Genomic DNA, 18,570 nt, shown 5'->3' with positions numbered 1-18,570 from the left:
CGTCTACAAGCGAGTCCGTCGCACGGGAAAGTAAGTCTTGAGTTTGGGGATGCGCTCGAACGACGCAGTGCGAGCCCGACCCGGAACCGGCTATCCGCCGGAGTTCCCGATCTCGTCCAAGTCGCTCAGAAACGCCCGGAGCACCTCTCGCGTGACGTGCGGCATCGCGACGACGCGGGCCAGTCCCGACCCCGTGCGGGAGAGACGCCAGTCGCGGTCCCGCAGCGCCTCGAACGTCGACGCGTCGAGGTCGGCGACGACGATCGGCAGTTCGACGTCGGCGACGTCGTAGCCGCGCGCGCGGAGCTCGCCGGCGAGCCACCGCGCCAGACGGTCCGCGCGCTCGTACTCGCGGCGGTACCCGTCGGGCCACAGCGCGTCCATCGCGGCGACGGCGCTCGCGACGCCTGCCCCGCTTCGCGTGCCGGTCAGAGACGCCTGCGAGGTGGACTCGAGATACGGCGTATCGACCGCGAGCGCGTCCACGCCGGCGCGCTCGCCGAAGAGCAGTCCGCCGGCGGGGATGACCGCCCGCCCGCACTTGTGCGGGTCGATCGTCAGCGAGTCGATCGGCGCGTGGGCGAAGCTCCACTCGTGGTCGGTGAACGGGAGGAGAAACCCGCCCCACGCGGCGTCGACGTGGCAGTAGGCACCAGCGTCGTGGGCGATCGAGGCGAGTTCGGGAATCGGGTCCACGCGGCCGTACTCGGTGGTGCCCGCGACGCCGACGACGAGGGCCGTCTGTTCGTCGACCGCGGCCGCGACCGCCTCGACGTCCGCCCGGTGGTCGTCGTCGGTCGGGACCGTCCGCAGTTCCACGCCGAGCACGTCGGCGGCCTTGGTGAACGAGAAGTGCGCGCTCTCGGGGGCGACGACGTTCGGTTCGGCCACGTCCCGGCGGTTCCGCGCGGATCGGACCGCCTGGATGTTCGCCTCGGTCCCCCCGCTGGTGACGTACCCGTGGGGCGCGCGGTCGGAGCCGGCCGCCGCGTCCGAAGGCGTGACGTCGAGGCCGGCCAGCCGTCCGAGACCCGCGACCGCTCGCGTTTCGAGCGCCGCGATCTCGGCGTAGGTGGCCGGATCGCCGGGGTTCGTGGCGAGAAATCGCTCGGCGGCCTCGCGCGCGGCGGGATGCGGCTCCGTGCACATCGAGGAGAGAACGCGGTCGAATTCCTGCGGGGCCGCCCGCTGCATAGAGCGCGGTAGGGACCGACCGTGTTTAGTCATTCTGTTCTGTGCATCGCGGCGCGCGGAGGCGGCTCACCGGACTGAATCGAGCACGAGTCGCTGTTCGGTGCGCTTTACCTCGTGTTGGACGTCGCGGACGGCGTCGATGTTGGCCGAGATCGACGAGATCCCCCGCTCGACGAGGAACTGGACCATCCGCGGCTTCGAGCCGGCCTGCCCGCAGATGCTCGTCTTGACGCCGAGCTCGCGGCACGTCTCGATGGTGTCGCCCATGAGCTTCAGGACCGCTGGGTGGAGTTCGTCGAACCGGTCTGCGACGCGCTCGTTGTTCCGATCGACGGCGAGCGTGTATTGGGTGAGGTCGTTCGTCCCGAAGGAGACGAAGTCGATTCCGGCTTCGGCCATCGATTCGACGGCGAGCGCGGCCGCGGGCGTCTCGACCATCACGCCCCACTCGCGCTTTTCGGGATCGACGCCGGCCTGCTCCAATAGGGTCCGAGCCCGGAAGACGTCCTCGGCGTCGTTGACGAGCGGGAACATCACCTCGACGTTGTCGTACCCCATATCGAAGATCCGGCGGAACGCTTCCAGCTCGTGTTTGAAGAGGTCCGGGTTGTCGAGCGAGCGCCGGATGCCGCGGTAGCCGAGCATGGGGTTGTGCTCGAGCGGTTCGTCCTCGCCGCCCTCCAGCTGGCGGAACTCGTCTGTCGGCGCATCGAGCGTCCGGACGCGGACCGGTCGTGGGTAAAACTCCTCGGCGGCGGTCCGAATGCCGTCGACGAGCTCGTCGACGTACGCGCGCTCGCCGTTGTCGGCGATGAACTTCGATGGCGTCTTCCCGAGCGAGAGCACCATGTGTTCGATTCGGAGGAGCCCGACGCCGTCCGCGCCGGTCGCCGCGGCGCGCTCTGCCGCCTCCGGAATCGAGACGTTGACCTTCACCTCCGTCGCCGTCATCGGCTTCACGGGCGTCTTCGGGCGGGCCTCCTCGATCGGTTCGTACTGCTCTTCTTCGGCCTGAATGCCCTCTCGAATCGTCCCCTTGTCGCCGTCGATCGTGATCGGCTGGCCGTCTTCGAGTTCCCGGGTCGCAGAGCCCACGCCGACGACCGCCGGGACGCCGAGTTCGCGGGAGACGATGGCCGCGTGCGACGTCATCCCGCCCTCGTCGGTGACGATGCCCGACGCGCGCTTCATCGCCGGCACCATATCGGGCATCGTCATCTCGGTGACGATGATGTCGCCCTCGCTCACCTGGTCGAGGTGATCGAGCTTCGTGACGATCCTGACCTCTCCGGAGGCGATTCCGGGGCTCGATCCGAGCCCGCGGAGGATGACGTCTCCCGCCTGCGAGGATCCGACGTCGGCGTTGTCTCCCGACTCGTTCGCAGCCTCCCCCGACTCGTCGGCCGAAGACGAGGCGTCCTCGGAGATCGTCGTGATCGGGCGCGACTGCAGCATATACACCTCGCCATCGAGGATGGCCCACTCGACGTCCTGCGGCGTCCCGTAGTGCTCCTCGACGCGCGTGCCGAGTTCGACCAGCGCTTCGATCTCCGCCTCGGAGAGAACGCGCGCGCTCCGCTTGTCGTCCGGGACCTCCCGCTCGACGGTCTCGCCGGTCTCCTCGTCTTTGAGCATCATCACCTTCTTGTCGGCAACGGTGATCGTCTCCACCTCGGCGGTCTCGCGGTTGATGACGTAGTTGTCGGGGGAGACCGTTCCCGAGACGACCGCCTCGCCGAGCCCCCACGCGGCCTCGATGATTATCTGGGGCTCGCCGGTGGAGGGATGGGAGGTGAAGAGCACGCCCGACTTCTCGGCGTCGACCATCTCTTGGACGACGACGGCGATGTCGACTTCCTCGTGCGGGAACCCCTGCCGGTTGCGGTAGTAGATGGCTCGCTGGGAGAACAGTGACGCCCAGCACTCTTTGACGCGGTCGACCAGCGCGTCGCCCTGCACGTTCAGGAACGTCTCCTGCTGGCCGGCGAAGGACGCATCGGGGAGGTCCTCGGCGGTCGCAGACGAGCGGACGGCGACGAACCGCTCGCCGTCTCCGAGGTCGCCGTACGCCGAGAGGATCCCCGCTCGGACGTCTTCGGGGACGGGCGTCTCCATAATGAGTTCGTGTGCGCGCTCGTGCGCCTCTCGGAGCGCTTCGGTGTCCTCGTGGTCGACGTCGACGACCGCGAACAGTTCCTCATCGATGCCCGCGTCTTCGATGAACTCGCGGTAGGTCGCGGCGGTCACGACGAAGCCCGACGGCACCGGTAGCCCTGCAGCGGTGAGCTCGCCGAGCGAGGCCGCCTTCCCGCCGACGGTTTCGATGTCGGCGGACCGCACGTCGTCCAGCCAAGCTACAGCCATTAGTGTGTGTAACTCCGAATATATCCCTAAAGTACTTTCCGAAGCGCGCAACCGTGAATAAAAAGTACTCTAATCCGAGTTTTTAATTATCGATACCGTCAGGCTCGCCTGACCGGCGATCGGCGACGCTGGATCGGTTGGGCGAGACGTTCTTTAGTTCCGAACGCCTTCGTTCACACGTGCTTCCCGAGTGGCTCTCGCTCCTGCCGTCGTGGCTGATTTTCGGTCTCCTCGGCGGTGGAATCGCGTCTGTTCTCGTCGCGGGGGCGTTCCTCGTCGGCGGGCGCCTGTTCCCGGGGGAGCCGACACCCTCGGGGTACCGCATCGACGGCCCGGGGCGTCGCCGCGCGGAGATCCGCGACTTCTTCGGGACGGTTTCAGAGCCGTTTCTCGAGGACTACTCGATCGGCGACGAGACGGTGGCGTTCTATCTCCCGAACCGGGACGTCGCACTCACGTTCGACGCGCAGGCGTACTTCAGACTCGAGCGCGCCGGGACGGCCACCGTGCTCTGCGAGCACGAGATGCCGGTCCACGCGCTCGGGCGTCGGCTCCCGTTCGACGTCCCGAACGTCGGCGTCGATCCCCGGTTCGGCTCCGACCCCGTTTCGGCCGCGTTCGACCACCTCGATCTCCCCCGCAGCGCGACACCGGAGGACGTGAAAGACGCCTATCGCGAGCGCGTGAAGTCCGCCCACCCCGACCACGGCGGGTCGCAAACGGAGTTCAAACGGCTGCAGGAGGCGTACGCCACCGCGCGGGAACACGCGGCTGACGCCGAGTAGCGGGCGATGGTTCTTATATCAGAACGGGGCCACACCGCGCGTGACCTGATCGAAGCCGCGGCGCGTCTGCGGGTGCGTGGCACACCGCGCCGCGGTCGGGAGTCGCATCCGGAGTCGACCGCGCGTGCCACCTGTTCGCCCCTGCAACGGAAGCGTCAGTCCGTGAGTGACTTCGGTGCCGCGGTCGTAGAGCACCCGTGGACTGGATACGGTTCCAACCGCGGTGCGCGTTCCTGCCGCGAGCGGACGCGCTCGTCGTCGCCGACCTCCACGTCGGGCGCGCCGAGGCGTCCGCCGTCGCGTTTCCCCTCGACGAGCGCGGGGACCTCCGCTCGCGACTTCGGAAGCGTCTCGCGGCGTCGGACCCCTCGACGGTCGTCTTCGCCGGCGACGTCCTCCACCGCTTCGACTCGGTCACCGAGCGCGCTCGCGAGACGGTCGAGGAACTCGCCGACCTCTGTGTAGACGCCGGCTCCCACCCCGTGTTCGTACGGGGCAACCACGACACCGCTCTCGACTCGGTCCGAACCGACGTGCGGGACGCGTACGTCGCCGTCGACGAACCGCGCACGGTCGTCTGTCACGGCCACGAGGAGCCGTCGGTCGATGCGGACCGGTACGTGATCGGACACGACCACCCCGCGATCACGATCGAGGGGCGACGCCGTCCGTGCTTTCTCTACGCCGCCGAGGCGTGCCGCGGGGCCGACGTCCTGATGCTCCCGTCGTTCTCGCGGCTGCCGCCGGGCGTCGAGGTCAACGACGCCCGCGGCGGGGACCTCCAGTCGCCGCTCGTCCGCCGACTCGGCGACGCTCGTCCGGTCGTCTTCGACGAGGAGCGGGGAGAAGCGCTCACCTTCCCGCCGCTCCGCTCGTTCCGGGATCTCCTCTAGCGGTATCGCCGTTTGCGAGCGCTCAGAGATCCCGTTCGACGGCCCGCGCGGTCTCGCGGCCGCTCCGCACCGCTCCCTGTATCGAGGACCACGCGGTGTAGTCTCCGGCGAGGTACGTCCGCCCACCCGGCGCGCGATGGTCCGGAAGCGTCTCGTGGATCCCGGGCGGCTGCGCGAACTGCGCGAACTCGATCCGGTGGGTCTCGATTGGTTCGATTCCCGAGAAGTTTCGTCCGGGATACCACGCCTCCAACGTCAGACGCGTCTCCTCTGCCAGTGCTGACGCGTCGCGCTCGAGCGCGCCGGCACCGAGGAACGTGGCGTTCAGGAGCGCCGCACCGCGCGGCGCGTACTCCGGTGCGACCTCCGAGAGGTTGACGACGGTGTTCGGCGAGGCGTCCTTCGCGTTGAGCAGCAGCTTCCGGCCGGTCGTCGGCGCCTTCCCCTCGGGGAGCCGGTAGTACTGCGTCACACAGCTGCGAGCGTCCGTTGGGATCGAGTCGACGGCGGTCAGGCGCTTCGCCTCGCGGGGGTCGGCGGCGACGACGACCGCGTCCGCCTCGATCGGCCCGGACGCCGTCTCGACGGTGACCGCGTCGCCGTAGTCCGTGACCGCCTCCACTCGCTCCGACAGGGAGATCGACGCCCCGGCGTCCCGGGCCCGCTCGGCCAACTGCTCGGAGATCGAGCCCATCCCGGCGGCCGGGACCGCGATCCGTCCCTCCGAGAGGGCCTTGAACGTGTACTCGAAGACGCGCTTCGACGACGAGAGCGAGCGGTCCAGCGTGATCCCGCCGTAGAACGGCGCGGCGAAGTGCTCGATGTACGCCTCGGAGAACCCCCACTCGCGGAGGTACGACCGGGCCGATCGATCGGCGCTTCTGAACACTTCGGCTTCCGTTACCGTTCCGACGTGCTGCCGGAGGAGCAGCGTCCTGAGCTTGTCCGAGAGCGTCACCTCGTCGTTTCGGAGCGACGCCAGCGCGGACCGCGCGTCCCGGAACGGGTCCGAGAGGACCGACCGGGAGCCGGGCCGGGCGATGATCGCACCCGGCGAGAAGTGCCTGAGGTCGAGCGCGCGTAGGTCCAGTTCCCGGCGGACAGCGGGGTAGGCGGTGAAAAGTACCTGAAACCCTCGATCGATCGTGAATTCGTCTCGGGTCTCCGTACGCACGCGCCCACCGACGGACGGTCGGCGCTCCAGAACCGTGACGTCGGCGCCGGCGGCGGCGAGGCGACGGGCCGCGACGAGTCCGGACAGTCCAGCGCCGACGACCGCGACTGAGTCTCCGTCCATACGCAGACTTCGGCCGGTGGACACAAAGAGACTGCGTGTGCCGCGGTCGTCCGCGGTAGACGATCGGTCGAGGGCGGTGCCCGCGATGAATAGGGATTTGTCCGTCCGAGCGCAACGCCGGGTATGACCACGACTGAGACGTTCCGCGGCTTGCGGTGTACAGCCACGGACGAGCGCTACGACGCGACGGCGACGGGACCGAGCGACGCCGACGCGCGACTCGAAGCGGCGTACGACTACGACGCCGTCGACTGGGAAGACGGGTCGCTCGCGGACGCGCCGCGATCGATGTGGCGGTACGCGGAGCTGCTCGCGTTCGAGGCGCCCGTTTCGGCCGCCGAGGGCGGGACGCCGCTCGTATCGACGCCGGCGCTCGCAGACGAGATCGGCGTCGACGCGCTCTCGGTCAAAGACGAGGGCCGGAACCCGACTGGGACGGTTCTCGACCGCGGCCTCTCGCAGGCAGTGACCGCTGCCCGCGAGGCCGACGCGGACCTCGTCGCGCTCGCGACCCCGGGCAACGCCGGCCAGTCGGCCGCGTCGTACGCCGGGGTGGCGGGCCTCCGGTCGTACGCGTTCGTCCCCTCGCGCGCGCCGTTCTCGAACAAGGCGATGGTGAACGTCCACGGCGGCGAAATGCGCGTCGCCGGGGGGCGTTACCCCGACGCGGAGGCCGCCCTCCACGAGCAACTGCAGTCGGAGTGGTACACGCTCCAAGAGTTCGACAACCCGTTCCGCCACGACGGGATCAAGACCGCCGCGTTCGAGATCGCGGAGTCGCTGTCGTGGTCGACACCCGACGCCGTCGTCGTCCCGGCCGGGACGGGCGAGGTCGTCGCGGGCGTCGCGAAGGGGTTCCGGGAACTCCGCAACGTCGGCGTGACCGACGCGTCGCCGACGATATACGCCGCGCAGCCGTCCGGGTGCGCTCCCATCGCGGCCGCCCACGAGCGCGGCGCCGCCGTGATCGAGCCTTGGGAGTCGCCGGACACGATCGTCGGCGAACTGGAGATCCCCGAGCCGAACGGCGGCGTCGCGGCGCTCGATTCGGTCGCGGAGACCGGCGGCGACGTCGTGGCTGTCGACGACGCTGACAGCCTCGAAAGCGCGGTCGTCGCCGCGCAAAACACCGGCCTCGAAGTCGGCCTCGGCGGCGGAGTCGCGCTGGCGGCCGCGAGTGAACTCGCCGCCGCCGACGCGTTCGGCGACGACGACCACGTTGTCGTCCTCAACACCGAGTCCGGAACGAAGACCGCTGATATCCTCCGAAGCCACCTGATGGGCAAGGGAATCTAATCGGGGGGCGAAGCAGGTTTCGATTCGGAACAGTGATCAATTTCCACCGTTAGACTATTACTTTCGATCCGTCTAAACCATCGTATGTTGAGCGACGTGATGGAGGATTATCTCAAATCGATCTACCAGATTCAGGCCCGCAGCGGGCCGCCCGTTTCCACGTCCGCGATCGCGGAGAGCCTCGATAAGACGCCGGCGACAGTCACCAGTATGCTCGGCACCCTCGAAGAGCGCGGGCTGGTGACACGAGAGAAGTACAAGGGCGCAGAGCTCACCCCCGAGGGCGAGACCGTCGCGCTGGAAGTGCTGCGTCATCACCGCCTCATCGAGGCGTACCTCGCGGAACACCTGAACTACTCGTGGAGCGAGGTCCACGACGAGGCGGACGCGCTCGAACACCACATCAGCGAGGAGTTCGAACGGCGCGTCGCGGCGGCGCTCGACGACCCCGCGGTGGATCCGCACGGCGATCCGATCCCGTCTGCGGACCTCGCGCCGCTCGAGGACGACGAGACGGCGCCACTGACGGAACACGGCGTGGGCGACCGCGTCGTCGTCGCCCGGGTCAGCGACCGCGACCGCGAGGAGCTCGAATACCTCGCCGACGCGGGGATCACCCCGGGAACCACACTCGAGATCGTGGACGTCGCCCCGTTCGGGATGCTCACCGTCCGGGTGGCCCCCGAGTCCGAACAGAGCCTCCCGGAAGCGGTCGCCGGGGCGATCTTCGTCCGGCACTCGGTTGATGCCTCCGAGCCGGGAGAGCAAGCCGAGGGGGGCGAGACGTGAGTACGTACCTCGAGATTCTGTTCGTCGCGTTCGTCGCGCAGCTGGCGGTCCTGCCCGGCGAGAAAGTGCAGTTCATCATCGCCGGGCTGTCGACCAGATACGACCCGAAAGTGGTCGTCGCCGCCGCGGGCTCGGCCTTCGCGGGGTGGACCGCGATCGAGATTCTCCTCGGGCGGGCGCTGCAGTCCGCGCTGCCGCCGATCGCGCTCGATCTCGTGACGGCGGCGCTCTTTCTCGGTTTCGCCGTGCTCCTGTATCGATCCGCTCCGTCCGGACCGGTGTCGGGCGCGGAGCTGTCGACTAAGACCGACGGCGGGGTCACAGCGCTCGCCGACTTCGAGCTTCCGGGACCACTGAGCCGGTTCTCAGACTCCTTTGGCGGGTTCCTGCCGATCTTCGCGCTGATGGTCACCGGCGAGTTCGGCGATAAGACGCAACTGGTCACGATCGGACTGGCCGTCCAGTACGGCGCGACCTCGGCGATCTGGGCCGGCGAGATGCTGGCGATCGTTCCGGTCAGCCTCGCGAACGCGTATCTGTTTCACACGTTCGCCCACCGGTTCAATATGCGGAGAGCCCACCTCGGATCGGCGGCGCTGTTCGCGTTCTTCGGCGCGGATACGCTCCTGTCGATCCTGACGGGCTTCTCGCTGTGGGAGGCGTTCATCGGGGCGGTCAGCGCCGTCGCGACCGGGTTCGTCTAGGCGGGCGCACGCGGACGTTCCGGTACGGCAGGCGTCCTTCGTGTCATTTTTCTCATTCCCGCCCCTGAGTGACAACGATGACGAGCGTTCTCGTGACCTTCTCTGCGGGTGTTGTCTTCGGTGTCGCGCTGGCCGCTCCCCCCGGACCGATGAACGCGATCATCGCCGAAGAGAGCGTCGTCAGAGGGTGGCTCGCCGGGTTCAAAGCCGGGCTCGGCGCGACGAGCGCCGACGCCATATTCTTCGTGCTCGCGGCGCTCGGCGTCGTCACGTTCGTCGAGCGGTTTCCCCTCCTCCGCGCGGTGATGATCGGGGTCGGGGGCGCGTTGATGCTGTATTTCGCCTACGGCGCGGCCACCGACGTTCGGTCGTCGTTCCGCGTCGGCGGTGGGGCCGCCGACGAGAGCGATCCACGCGTCGGCACGGGTTTCCGCAAGGCGTTCGTGCTGGCGCTCACAAACCCCTACCAGATCCTCTTTTGGCTCACGATCGGCGTCGGACTCCTCCAGCCGGGACAGCTCGACGTCCTCGCGCAGACGCCGTACGCCGGTGAGGCGCTCGCGGGAATCGTCGTCATCGACACCGGCTCGCCCGCGCTGGTCGCGGGCTTCTTCGGCGGTGTCACCCTGTGGGCCGCGGGCTTTCCCGCCGCGCTCGTCGGGGCGGAGCGTCGCGTCGACGCGTTCGCGCCGGCGGTCGCCGGGCTCAGCGCCGTCGTCCTCGCCGGGTTCGGCGTCGTCTTCCTGGCGCAGAGCGCCGGGACGTTCCTCGGGTGAGTCGCGGGCGCGCGCTCCGGCAACCCACAAAAAACGGGAAACCCTTTCGTGCACCCACCGCGACAGGAGAGTATGTTCGAGAAGACGACGTGGATCAAGCTCCCGCGGAGCGTCCTCGTCGGTCACGGCGTTCTCGAGGACCTCTCTGAGGCGTTAGCGGAGCTCTATCTCTCCGGGCGTCCGCTCGTGGTCACGAGTCCGACGCCGGAGCGACTGGCTGGCGATCGGGTCCGCGCACAGTTCGACGATCCGGCGACCGTCACGATCGAGACGGCGGGGTTCGACGCCGTCGAGCGCGTCGTCGCCGCCGCCGAGGCGTCAGACGCGGGCTATCTGGTCGCCCTCGGCGGCGGGAAGCCGATCGACACGGCGAAGATGGCCTCGGACCGGCTCGGGTGCGGCTTCGTGTCGGTGCCGACGGCCGCGAGCCACGACGGCATCGTCTCGGGGCGGTCGTCGATCCCGGAGGGCGACACCCGCCACTCGGTCGCCGCCGACCCGCCGCTCGCCGTCGTCGCCGACACGGAGCTCCTCGCGGACGCGCCCTGGGAGCTCACCACCGCAGGCTGTGCGGACATCATCTCTAACTACACGGCGGTGAAAGACTGGCAGCTCGCCCACCGGCTGAAGAACGTCGAGTACAGCGAATACGCGGGCGCGCTCTCGCAGATGACCGCGGAGATGCTCGTCGAGTCCTCCGACGCGATCAAACCCGGCTTCGAGGAGTCGGCGTGGCTGGTCGCGAAGGCGCTCGTCTCCTCCGGCGTCGCGATGTCGATCGCGGGTTCCTCGAGACCCGCGTCGGGCGCAGAACACCTCATCTCTCACCAACTCGATCGACTCGTCCCCGGCCGCGCCCTGCACGGCCATCAGGTCGGCGTCGCGGCCGTCGTGACGGAGTACCTCCACTCGGGCGAACGCGGCGAGTGGATGGACATCCGCGACGCCCTCGACGACGTCGGCGCGGCGACGACGGCCGCCGAACTCGACATCGGCGACGAGACGTTCCTCGAGGCGTTGACGACCGCGCACACGATTCGCGACCGGTACACGATCCTCGGTGACGGCGTCAGCGAGGCGGCCGCGCGCGAGGCCGCGACGTTCACCGGCGTGATCTGAGCGCCGCCAGTCCGAGCCCGGGAACGGGCCACTGGCGGTCTGAGCTTGCGACCCGAGTGCGTGCGATCCGAGCGTTACTGACCCGAGTGCGTCCGACCCGAGCGCCACTGTGCGATCGGACGTCCCCGGCCTCGATCCGAAGACGGAATACGTCGGGTTCCCAACCGGCCGGTATGGCTCTATCGAGCGCCGACAACGCCGTCAAGCGGCACCCGCTGGCGGTCACGGCCGTCCTCTCAGCCGTCGGCTACGCCGCCGTCATCGGCACGTTCCTCGGTGTCGTTCCCGGGAGCGTGTTCCCGGAGCTGTCGCTGCGGGCCGTGAACCGACTCGCCGACGCCATCGCCCTCGTCAACGCGGTGAACGTCCTCGTCATCGCCACCGGCTGGCGGTGGATCCGACGCGAGGAGGTCCGCAAACACGCCGCCGCGATGGTGACGTCGTTCGTCCTCATCCTCGTGTTTCTCGTGCTGTATCTCACGAAGATCGGCGGCGGCGGCACGAAGGAGTTCGTCGGTCCGACGCTGGCGTACTACCCGTATCTGGCGATGCTCGCCGTCCACATCGTGCTCTCGATCGTCTCGGTTCCGGTGGTCCTCTACGCGCTCGTGCTCGGTCTCAGCCACACGCCCGCAGAGCTTCGGAACGAGACGCCGCACCGACGGATCGGCCGGATCGCCGCCGCCGCGTGGCTCCTGTCGCTCGCGCTCGGCGTCGTCACGTACCTGCTGTTGAACCACGCCTTCGACTGGGAGTACGTCGAATCGGCCGCGGCGGCGGTCGTCGCGGCGCCGCCGCCGGTCTGAGCGGGCGACGCGGACCGACCGCGAGCAGACCGGTAGAATGTCGAGGATTTTTATCGACCGGCCGAAACTCTCGGGTATGCGTGTCGCGTTCGTCTCGCTGTATCCCGATCAACGCCGCTCCGACGGCGCGACGAGGCGAGCGCGACGAGTCGCCGAACGGCTCGCGGCGCGCGGCCACGAGGTCACGTTCCTCTGCTCGCAGTGGTGGGAGGGCCCGCTCGACGCCTTCGAGCAGGCCGGCGTCCGGTACGTCGCCGTCACGGAGACGCCGTCGGCGCGGCCGTTCGCCTCGAAGCTCCCCTTCGCGCTTCGGCGGGCCGCCCCCGACGTGATCCACGCCACCAACAGCCCACCCTCCCAAGTCGTCGCCGCGAAGACCGCGGCGCGGGCCCTCCGAGTTCCCGTCGTCGTTGACTGGTGGGCCGCCCGGGAGAGCGACACCACGCGGATGCTCCGGCGGGCGGCGACGCGCACCAACCGCGTCCTCGCCCCCTCGAGACTGGTCAAAAGCGACGTCTGCGAGTGGGGCGCGCCCGCCGACGCGGTCACGGTCGTCCCGGAGTCGATCGACGTCGACCTCGTCCGCGAGGCCGCCGTCGACGCGCGGGCGGACCTCGTCTACGCCCGCCGGCTGGACGAACACGCGAACGCCGAGTCGTTCCTCCTCGCGCTCGCGGAGCTCAGAGACCGCGAGTGGCGCGCGGCGGTCGTCGGCGACGGCCCCGAGCGCGCCGCCGTCGAGCAGACCGCCGCGGACCTCCGTATCGACGACCGCGTGGAGTTCCTCGGGGAACTCCCGCCGGAGGAGTTCGTGCCGATCCTGAAGGGCGCGCACGTGTTCGCACAGACCGCGACCGTCGAGCCGTTCGCGCGCGAACTGCTCTGGGCGCTGGCCTGTGGCTGCGTCGGGATCGTCGAGTACCAAGCGCACTCGAGCGCGCACGAACTGGTCGAAAACTGCGACCGCGGCGTGCGCGTGACGAACCCGCAGGAACTGACCTCCGAGGTCGTCGCCGCCGCCGAACGCGAGCGGTCGTCGTTCAACGAGGCGTTCGCGGAGTACGATCACGCGGCCGTGATGCAGCGGTACGAGCGGGTCTACGAGGCCGAGCGCGACGACTACGGGTTCTTCTGAGCGGCAGTCGGGTGAAGCGGTGACGCGGACTACTCGTCGTCGAGGTCGTAGTCGCCGCCGTACTTCAGGAAGAAGAAGGCGAGCCCGAGCGTCGCGACCATCGCGAAGGTGGTGGCGACGCCGAGCGTTTTCGCCGAATCCGGGACCGACGGTACGCTCGCGGGCTCGGGCGTCGAGATCTCCTCGACGACTTCGATGGTGGCCTCCATCCCGGCGCTGAGGTGGGGGTCGCAGTGGTACTCGTAGGTGCCGAGCACCTCGAAGGTGTACTCGTACGTGAATCCCGTGTTCTCGATCGGCTCGTGGCCCCCCCAGTTCGCGTCCTCCGGTTGGCTGTCGACGACGATGTTGTGGTTGTCCGAATCCCAGACGAACTCCACGGTCGTCCCCGGTAGGATCTGGAGCGGTTCGTCAGTCCCCGGCGTGTACACGAGCGATCCGTCCGGGCCGACGACGACCTCCTCGGTGCCGCCGCCCTCCTGGGCCGCGGCGGTTCCGACCGCACCGGCGGCCGCGGCGGTTCCGGCAGCCGTCGTGAGGAAGGCGCGACGGGACATCTCCGCGTTGCCGTCAGTCATACTCGGGCGTTGGAATGCCGCTGTAGTGAATACTTTGGTTTGTCTCTTCGGGGTCGCGTTCGCGGGCCGCGAGTGGACGCGCCGCTGGGGATCGGGTGTACCTTTCGGTGCGGGGCAGTGCGGGGCGGTAGCGGAGGCGGTGCGGGGCGGTAACGGAAGCGGTGCAGGGCGGTAGCGGAGGCGGTGCGGTCGCAGTAGGCAAGCGATCGGACCGCGAGGCGAGCCGGGCGGGACCGGCTCGCCTCGCGGACATTTTTCCCTCCAGGTTTTTGCGCGGAGGGGTCCGTGGACCCCTCCGCAGTAAAAAGGTGGATTCGCAACGCTTTTGCGGATCGTCTCGCACGTCACGGCTATGGCAGACGTAGAGGCGGAGCTCCGCCAGCAGTTCATCGACGCGTTCAGTGGTGCCGACTTCCCGGTCAGCAGCCAAATGGACCTCGTGCCCGCGCTCCCGGACGGCCCGGGAACGAAGTTCGAGGCCGGCGACGTCACGCTCACCGCGATGGAGATGGCCGCGAAGCTCGGCTCCCATCAGGAGTTCCCCTACGACGACGTCGAATCCCTCGTCGACGACGTCATCGAGGGACTCAAGGCCGAAGGGCTGATCTGAGCGGCGGTCGGTCGGGTCGTGCGCGAGACCAAACGGCGGCTGTGGGAGTCGTGGCTCGATCGCTACGTCGACAGCGACGACCCCACGCCGCTTTTCGCGACGACCGACGACGCGGGGGTGACCGTCGAGCTGACCGAGTACGGCGGGCGGCAGCGTCGTCCAGTGCTCCGGCGGAGTGACGCGATGAACGCGCGGCTCGGGGAAGCCGTCGAAACTGTCGTCGAAGACCACGAGACTCGTCGCGGGGAGTACGACGGGATCGTGTATCTGATGTACGCCATCGACGAGTCACGAGTGATCCCGTACTACGTGGGAAAAGCGGGGATGTATCGCCGGTCCGACGACGGGCTGAGCGCGAACCTCCGAAACGTCTCCGAGACGGGGGGAAAGTTCGCCCGCTGGGGGTACGGGAACGCGTACCACCTCGGCGATCTGAGCGCGGCCGTGCTCGACGCTTGTGACGGTATCGACACCACCAATCACGACGATCCGAAGGAGAAGTATCAAACGTGGGCAGCGCAGCTCTTTAAGCCCGGCACGCGCCGCCTCCGTCGCCCCGTCTACTTCTGGGTCCGCGCGTGGGACCGCAGCATAGGTCCGTATCCGGACACGAATCCCTACCTCGCCGAGTTGGAGTACCAGCTGGTCGGCATCGCCTACGAACTGTTCCCGGAGACGCTCCTAAACACCGAGGGCGTTCCGAACAACCCGACAGCCTACGCGAAGGCGCGAGGTTGGATCGCGGACGGTCGGACCCGTCTCGGGGACTTCGCGGACGCTGATCGGTAGCCCGCTAGGGCTGCCGAGCTCACCCACCCGAACGCTTTCGTCCGCCGCCGCGGAATCTGAGGTATGTCCCACGACATCGAGCGCTATCTCAACATCCGGAGCGCCTACGGCGCGTCCGTCGGTCCCGACGACGAACGGATCGCGTTCCTGATGGACACCACTGGCGTCCCGCAGGTGTGGACGGTCGCGGCCCCGGGCGAGTGGCCCGAGCAGCGCACGTTCTTCGATGAGCGCGTGACGTTCGTCTCGTGGTCGCCCGAGCGCCCGGAGTTCGCCTTCGGAATGGACGAGGGCGGCAACGAGCGCCAGCAGCTGTTCCGCTACGACCTCCCGACGGGCGAGATCACGAACCTCACGCAGGCCTCGGAGGCGAAGCATCGATGGGGCGGCTTCACCCACGACGGCGAGCGCTTCGCGTTCGCGTCGAACCGCCGCGACGAGTCCGTCTTCGACGTCTACGTACAGGACCGCGACGCGACCGGCGAGGACGCCGAACTACTCGTCGAGGGCGACGGCTGGCTGACGCTCGGCGGCTTCTCGCCCGACGACTCGCGACTCATCGTCTCGGAGGCGTACTCGAACGTCGATCAGGACGTCTCGGTCCTCGACGTCGACACCGGCGAGCTGACGCATCTGACGCCGCACGAGGGGACGGTACGGTTTCAGAGCGCCGAGTGGGGTCCCGACGGCGAGTCCGTCTACCTCGTCTCCGATCGCGAGAGCGACACGCTGGATCTCTGGCGGGTCGACGTCGAGACCGGCGCGTTCTCGCTCGCCGCGTCGGACCCCGACTGGGAGATCGACGGCGTCGCCGTCGACGACGAACACGGCCGGTTGGTCTACTCGAAGAACGTCGACGGCCACACCGAACTGACGGCGGGGGAGCTCGCGGACGACGGTGACCTGCGAGACGTTACGGCGCCGGGGATCCCCGAGGGCGTCGCGGGAGGCGTCGCCTACGACGCCGCCGGCGAGCGGTTCGCCGTCACCGTGACCCGACGCGGCGACCCGGCAAACGTCTACGTCGTCGACGGCGACACCGGTGATGCGGAGCGCTGGACGCGCGCGGCGACCGCGGGGATCCCGCGCGACTCCCTCGTCGAACCCGAGTTGGTCCACTACCCGACGTTCGACGGGCGGGACATCCCCGCGTTCTTCTCGCTGCCGGAGTCGGACACCGGCGAAGGCGAGACGCCGGTGATCGTCGACATCCACGGCGGCCCTGAATCCCAGCGGCGACCCTCTTTCAGCGCGGTCACGCAGTACTTCCTGGCGAACGGCTTCGCCGTCTTCGAGCCGAACGTCCGCGGGTCGGCCGGGTACGGGAAGGCCTACGGCCATCTCGACGACGTCGAACGTCGGATGGACGCGGTCGCAGACATCGAGGCGGCCGTCGAGTGGCTCTCCGATCACCCGGCGGTCGACGACGACCGAGTCGTCGCGATGGGCGGGTCCTACGGCGGCTTTATGGTCCTCGCGGCGATGACGGAGTACCCCGACCTGTGGGCCGCCGGGATCGATATCGTCGGGATCGCGAACTTCGTTACGTTCCTCGAGAACACCGGTGAGTGGCGAAGAGAACTCCGTGAAGCCGAGTACGGCTCCCTCGAGGACGACCGGGAGTTCCTCGAGTCGATCTCCCCGCTCAACACCATCGAAGCGATCCGTGCGCCGCTTTTCGTCCTCCACGGCGCGAACGATCCGCGAGTCCCCGTCTCGGAGGCGCACCAACTGGTCGAGGCCGCGAGCGAGCACGTTCCCGTCCGCGAACTCGTCTTCGACGACGAGGGACACGGCGTTACGAAACTGGAGAATCGGATCGAAGCCTACGAGGCGATCGTCACGTTTCTGAACGACGTGCTGGAGTAGAAGAGTCAGAATAGTTTAATACCAGACGGTGTTGCAGTATGTGAGCGAATGTGAGTATCCACTCACTGTCCCGCCGTTTCCCCGACGATGTGGTGGCTGCCTGCGTGCCGGGACCACGTATTCGTCAGGGAAGCGAACGTCTTAATGTGTTGACGTACGAGTTGTGGGGTATGACGGGAGAGTCCGCCGGGGGGCGCGTTCTCGTCGTCGGGTCGTCGTCGTCCGTCGCCGACGACGGTGGTGGGGACCTCGAGTCCGGCCGAAACGATGGGACCGACGAAAAGGACGATCCGGCGAGTGAGGGGCCCGGGACGGGACCGGACCGCGGTTTCAGCGGTGGCTTCGTTCGGGGCAACGCACCCGCCTGTGAAGGGGGGCAGGGCGGCGACCACCCGGGTAGCGGCGGCGAACGGTCCGAGGGAGAGATCGACGTATCGTCGATCGTCTCGAGACTGGAACACCAACTCGACACCGACGTCGTCGTTCGCTACGGAGAGACCGCAAGCGAGTACGTGGCGGAACTCGGGCCGACGATCGATTGCGTTGTCATCCTCGGCGGGGGGAGGGGTCTGGTCCGTGACGTCGTCAAGAGCGACGAAGTCCCGATCGTCGTCTACGACCCGCCAGCTATCGCCGTGGTCGAGGGAACGACCGTCGAGGAGGGCGCTGTCGACGAACTCAATGCGCACGTGCGCTCGGTGATCCGCGAGAACAAAACCAAGGACAAACTGCGCGAATCCAACGCTCGGTTGACCGCGCTGAGCCATTACGCCGAGGACATCACCGCCTGCGAGACCGTCGACGCGGTGATACAGCGGACCGTTGAGGCGACGACTGACGCGCTGGCGTTCGAGTTCTGCGTCGTCTTACTCGCCGAGGGCGACCGGCTCGTCTCCCGTGGATCTACGCTCCCCGACTCGCAGTTGAGCCCGGTTCACATCGAGGAGGGAATCGCCGGACGCACGCATCGGACGGGCGAGTCAGAGATCATCGACGACATCCAAGCGGACCCCGACGCGATCATCGAACACGACGGGTTCCACGCGCTATTGAGCGTGCCGATCGACGAGCGCGGCGTGATTCAGGTTGCCTCCGACTGCCGCGGGGCGTTCGACGAGCGCGATCGGGAGTTCCTCGAGACGCTCGCGGGCTACACGCGCGAGGCACTCGAGCGAATCGAGCGGGAGGTGACGCTCCGCGAGGAGCGCGACCGCCTCCACGCCTTCTTCGACGTCCTCCCCGCCCCCGCGGTCTGCGTCGAGCGCCCCGACGGCGTCGCGAGGGTCGCCGACGTGAACGGAGCGTACATCGACCGGTTCGGCGACGTCGAGGGCGGCAGTGCGCTGACAGAGGAGATCCCCACCGACGACGAGATCGAACTGTATCTGCGGGCGCTGCAAACCGGCGAGGCGTCGACGGCCACCATCGAGCGGCCGGCCGCCGACGGCTCCGCTCGGGAGTTCACGCTGAGTCTCGTGCCGGCGTCACCGCCGGGCTCCCTCCAGTGTATCTACGGGATCTACCACGAGTGGTCCGGGTAAGCCGAGTGGGGTCGAAGCAGCCGAT

17 protein-coding genes are annotated in these 18,570 nt (G+C 68.4%); 13 read left to right on the top strand and 4 right to left on the bottom strand.

What is annotated here, in order from left to right; genetic code table 11:
* Window positions 1–90: 90 nt before the first annotated feature.
* On the bottom strand, window positions 91–1,194 hold the full coding sequence (mfnA, locus tag ACT3HL_RS07800) for a tyrosine decarboxylase MfnA (protein ID WP_445086260.1): 1,104 nt from the start codon (window positions 1,192–1,194) through the stop codon (window positions 91–93).
* 66 nt (window positions 1,195–1,260) lie between these two features.
* Window positions 1,261–3,558 carry a phosphoenolpyruvate synthase gene (gene ppsA, locus ACT3HL_RS07795; protein ID WP_445086259.1) on the bottom strand — a complete coding sequence of 766 codons (2,298 nt, stop codon included), beginning with the start codon at window positions 3,556–3,558 and terminating at the stop codon, window positions 1,261–1,263.
* Window positions 3,559–3,737: 179 nt separating this feature from the next.
* Between ppsA and ACT3HL_RS07790 the strand changes: the two genes are divergently transcribed.
* Complete coding sequence (locus ACT3HL_RS07790) at window positions 3,738–4,343, top strand: DnaJ domain-containing protein (RefSeq protein ID WP_445086258.1); 606 nt, start codon at window positions 3,738–3,740, stop codon at window positions 4,341–4,343.
* Window positions 4,344–4,540: 197 nt separating this feature from the next.
* Window positions 4,541–5,236, top strand: a complete 696-nt coding sequence (locus ACT3HL_RS07785) for a metallophosphoesterase (RefSeq protein WP_445086257.1) — start codon at window positions 4,541–4,543, stop codon at window positions 5,234–5,236.
* A 22-nt stretch (window positions 5,237–5,258) separates the two neighbouring features.
* On the opposite strand, the gene ACT3HL_RS07780 is transcribed toward ACT3HL_RS07785, so the two are convergent.
* The gene (locus tag ACT3HL_RS07780; RefSeq protein WP_445086256.1) at window positions 5,259–6,533 is read right to left on the bottom strand and encodes an FAD-dependent oxidoreductase; all 1,275 of its coding nucleotides are present in this window, start codon (window positions 6,531–6,533) and stop codon (window positions 5,259–5,261) included.
* Between the two features lie 123 nt (window positions 6,534–6,656).
* Here ACT3HL_RS07780 and ACT3HL_RS07775 point away from each other — a divergent pair, with 123 nt between their 5' ends.
* The 7 genes from ACT3HL_RS07775 to ACT3HL_RS07745 all read left to right on the top strand — a co-directional run bounded on the left by ACT3HL_RS07775 (window position 6,657) and on the right by ACT3HL_RS07745 (window position 13,158).
* Complete coding sequence (locus ACT3HL_RS07775) at window positions 6,657–7,829, top strand: pyridoxal-phosphate dependent enzyme (RefSeq protein ID WP_445086255.1); 1,173 nt, start codon at window positions 6,657–6,659, stop codon at window positions 7,827–7,829.
* A gap of 84 nt (window positions 7,830–7,913) precedes the next feature.
* A complete protein-coding gene (locus ACT3HL_RS07770) occupies window positions 7,914–8,618 on the top strand; it encodes an iron dependent repressor, metal binding and dimerization domain protein (RefSeq protein ID WP_445086254.1) in 705 nt (234 codons plus the stop codon).
* Window positions 8,615–9,322: a TMEM165/GDT1 family protein gene (locus ACT3HL_RS07765; RefSeq protein ID WP_445086253.1), complete on the top strand. Its 708-nt coding sequence runs from the start codon at window positions 8,615–8,617 to the stop codon at window positions 9,320–9,322. Before ACT3HL_RS07770 ends, ACT3HL_RS07765 begins: the two co-directional genes overlap by 4 nt.
* 77 nt (window positions 9,323–9,399) lie before the next feature.
* A complete protein-coding gene (locus ACT3HL_RS07760; protein WP_445086252.1) occupies window positions 9,400–10,098 on the top strand; it encodes a LysE family transporter in 699 nt (232 codons plus the stop codon).
* A 72-nt stretch (window positions 10,099–10,170) separates the two neighbouring features.
* Entirely contained in the window at window positions 10,171–11,217 is a 1,047-nt protein-coding gene (locus ACT3HL_RS07755) for an NAD(P)-dependent glycerol-1-phosphate dehydrogenase (protein ID WP_445086251.1), read from the top strand.
* Window positions 11,218–11,390: 173 nt separating this feature from the next.
* A complete protein-coding gene (locus ACT3HL_RS07750) occupies window positions 11,391–12,023 on the top strand; it encodes a DUF420 domain-containing protein (RefSeq protein ID WP_445086250.1) in 633 nt (210 codons plus the stop codon).
* A 76-nt stretch (window positions 12,024–12,099) separates the two neighbouring features.
* The gene (locus ACT3HL_RS07745; RefSeq protein ID WP_445086249.1) at window positions 12,100–13,158 is read left to right on the top strand and encodes a glycosyltransferase; all 1,059 of its coding nucleotides are present in this window, start codon (window positions 12,100–12,102) and stop codon (window positions 13,156–13,158) included.
* 29 nt (window positions 13,159–13,187) lie between these two features.
* Here ACT3HL_RS07745 and ACT3HL_RS07740 read toward each other — a convergent pair whose 3' ends face one another.
* The gene (locus ACT3HL_RS07740) at window positions 13,188–13,736 is read right to left on the bottom strand and encodes a plastocyanin/azurin family copper-binding protein (RefSeq protein ID WP_445086248.1); all 549 of its coding nucleotides are present in this window, start codon (window positions 13,734–13,736) and stop codon (window positions 13,188–13,190) included.
* Between the two features lie 352 nt (window positions 13,737–14,088).
* Between ACT3HL_RS07740 and ACT3HL_RS07735 the strand changes: the two genes are divergently transcribed.
* From ACT3HL_RS07735 to ACT3HL_RS07720, 4 genes are all read left to right on the top strand, one after another.
* On the top strand, window positions 14,089–14,346 hold the full coding sequence (locus tag ACT3HL_RS07735; protein WP_445086247.1) for an MTH865 family protein: 258 nt from the start codon (window positions 14,089–14,091) through the stop codon (window positions 14,344–14,346).
* Between the two features lie 18 nt (window positions 14,347–14,364).
* A complete protein-coding gene (locus ACT3HL_RS07730; protein WP_445086246.1) occupies window positions 14,365–15,135 on the top strand; it encodes a hypothetical protein in 771 nt (256 codons plus the stop codon).
* Between the two features lie 63 nt (window positions 15,136–15,198).
* Window positions 15,199–17,004, top strand: coding sequence for an alpha/beta fold hydrolase (locus ACT3HL_RS07725; protein ID WP_445086245.1), 1,806 nt, complete (start codon window positions 15,199–15,201; stop codon window positions 17,002–17,004).
* A gap of 170 nt (window positions 17,005–17,174) precedes the next feature.
* Entirely contained in the window at window positions 17,175–18,545 is a 1,371-nt protein-coding gene (locus ACT3HL_RS07720) for a GAF domain-containing protein (RefSeq protein ID WP_445086244.1), read from the top strand.
* Window positions 18,546–18,570 lie beyond the last annotated feature (25 nt).

This window comes from Halobellus sp. GM3 (genome assembly GCF_052545375.1).
The sequence above is the reverse complement of the archived record's forward strand: the minus strand, read 5'-3'. Positions and strand labels throughout refer to the sequence as shown.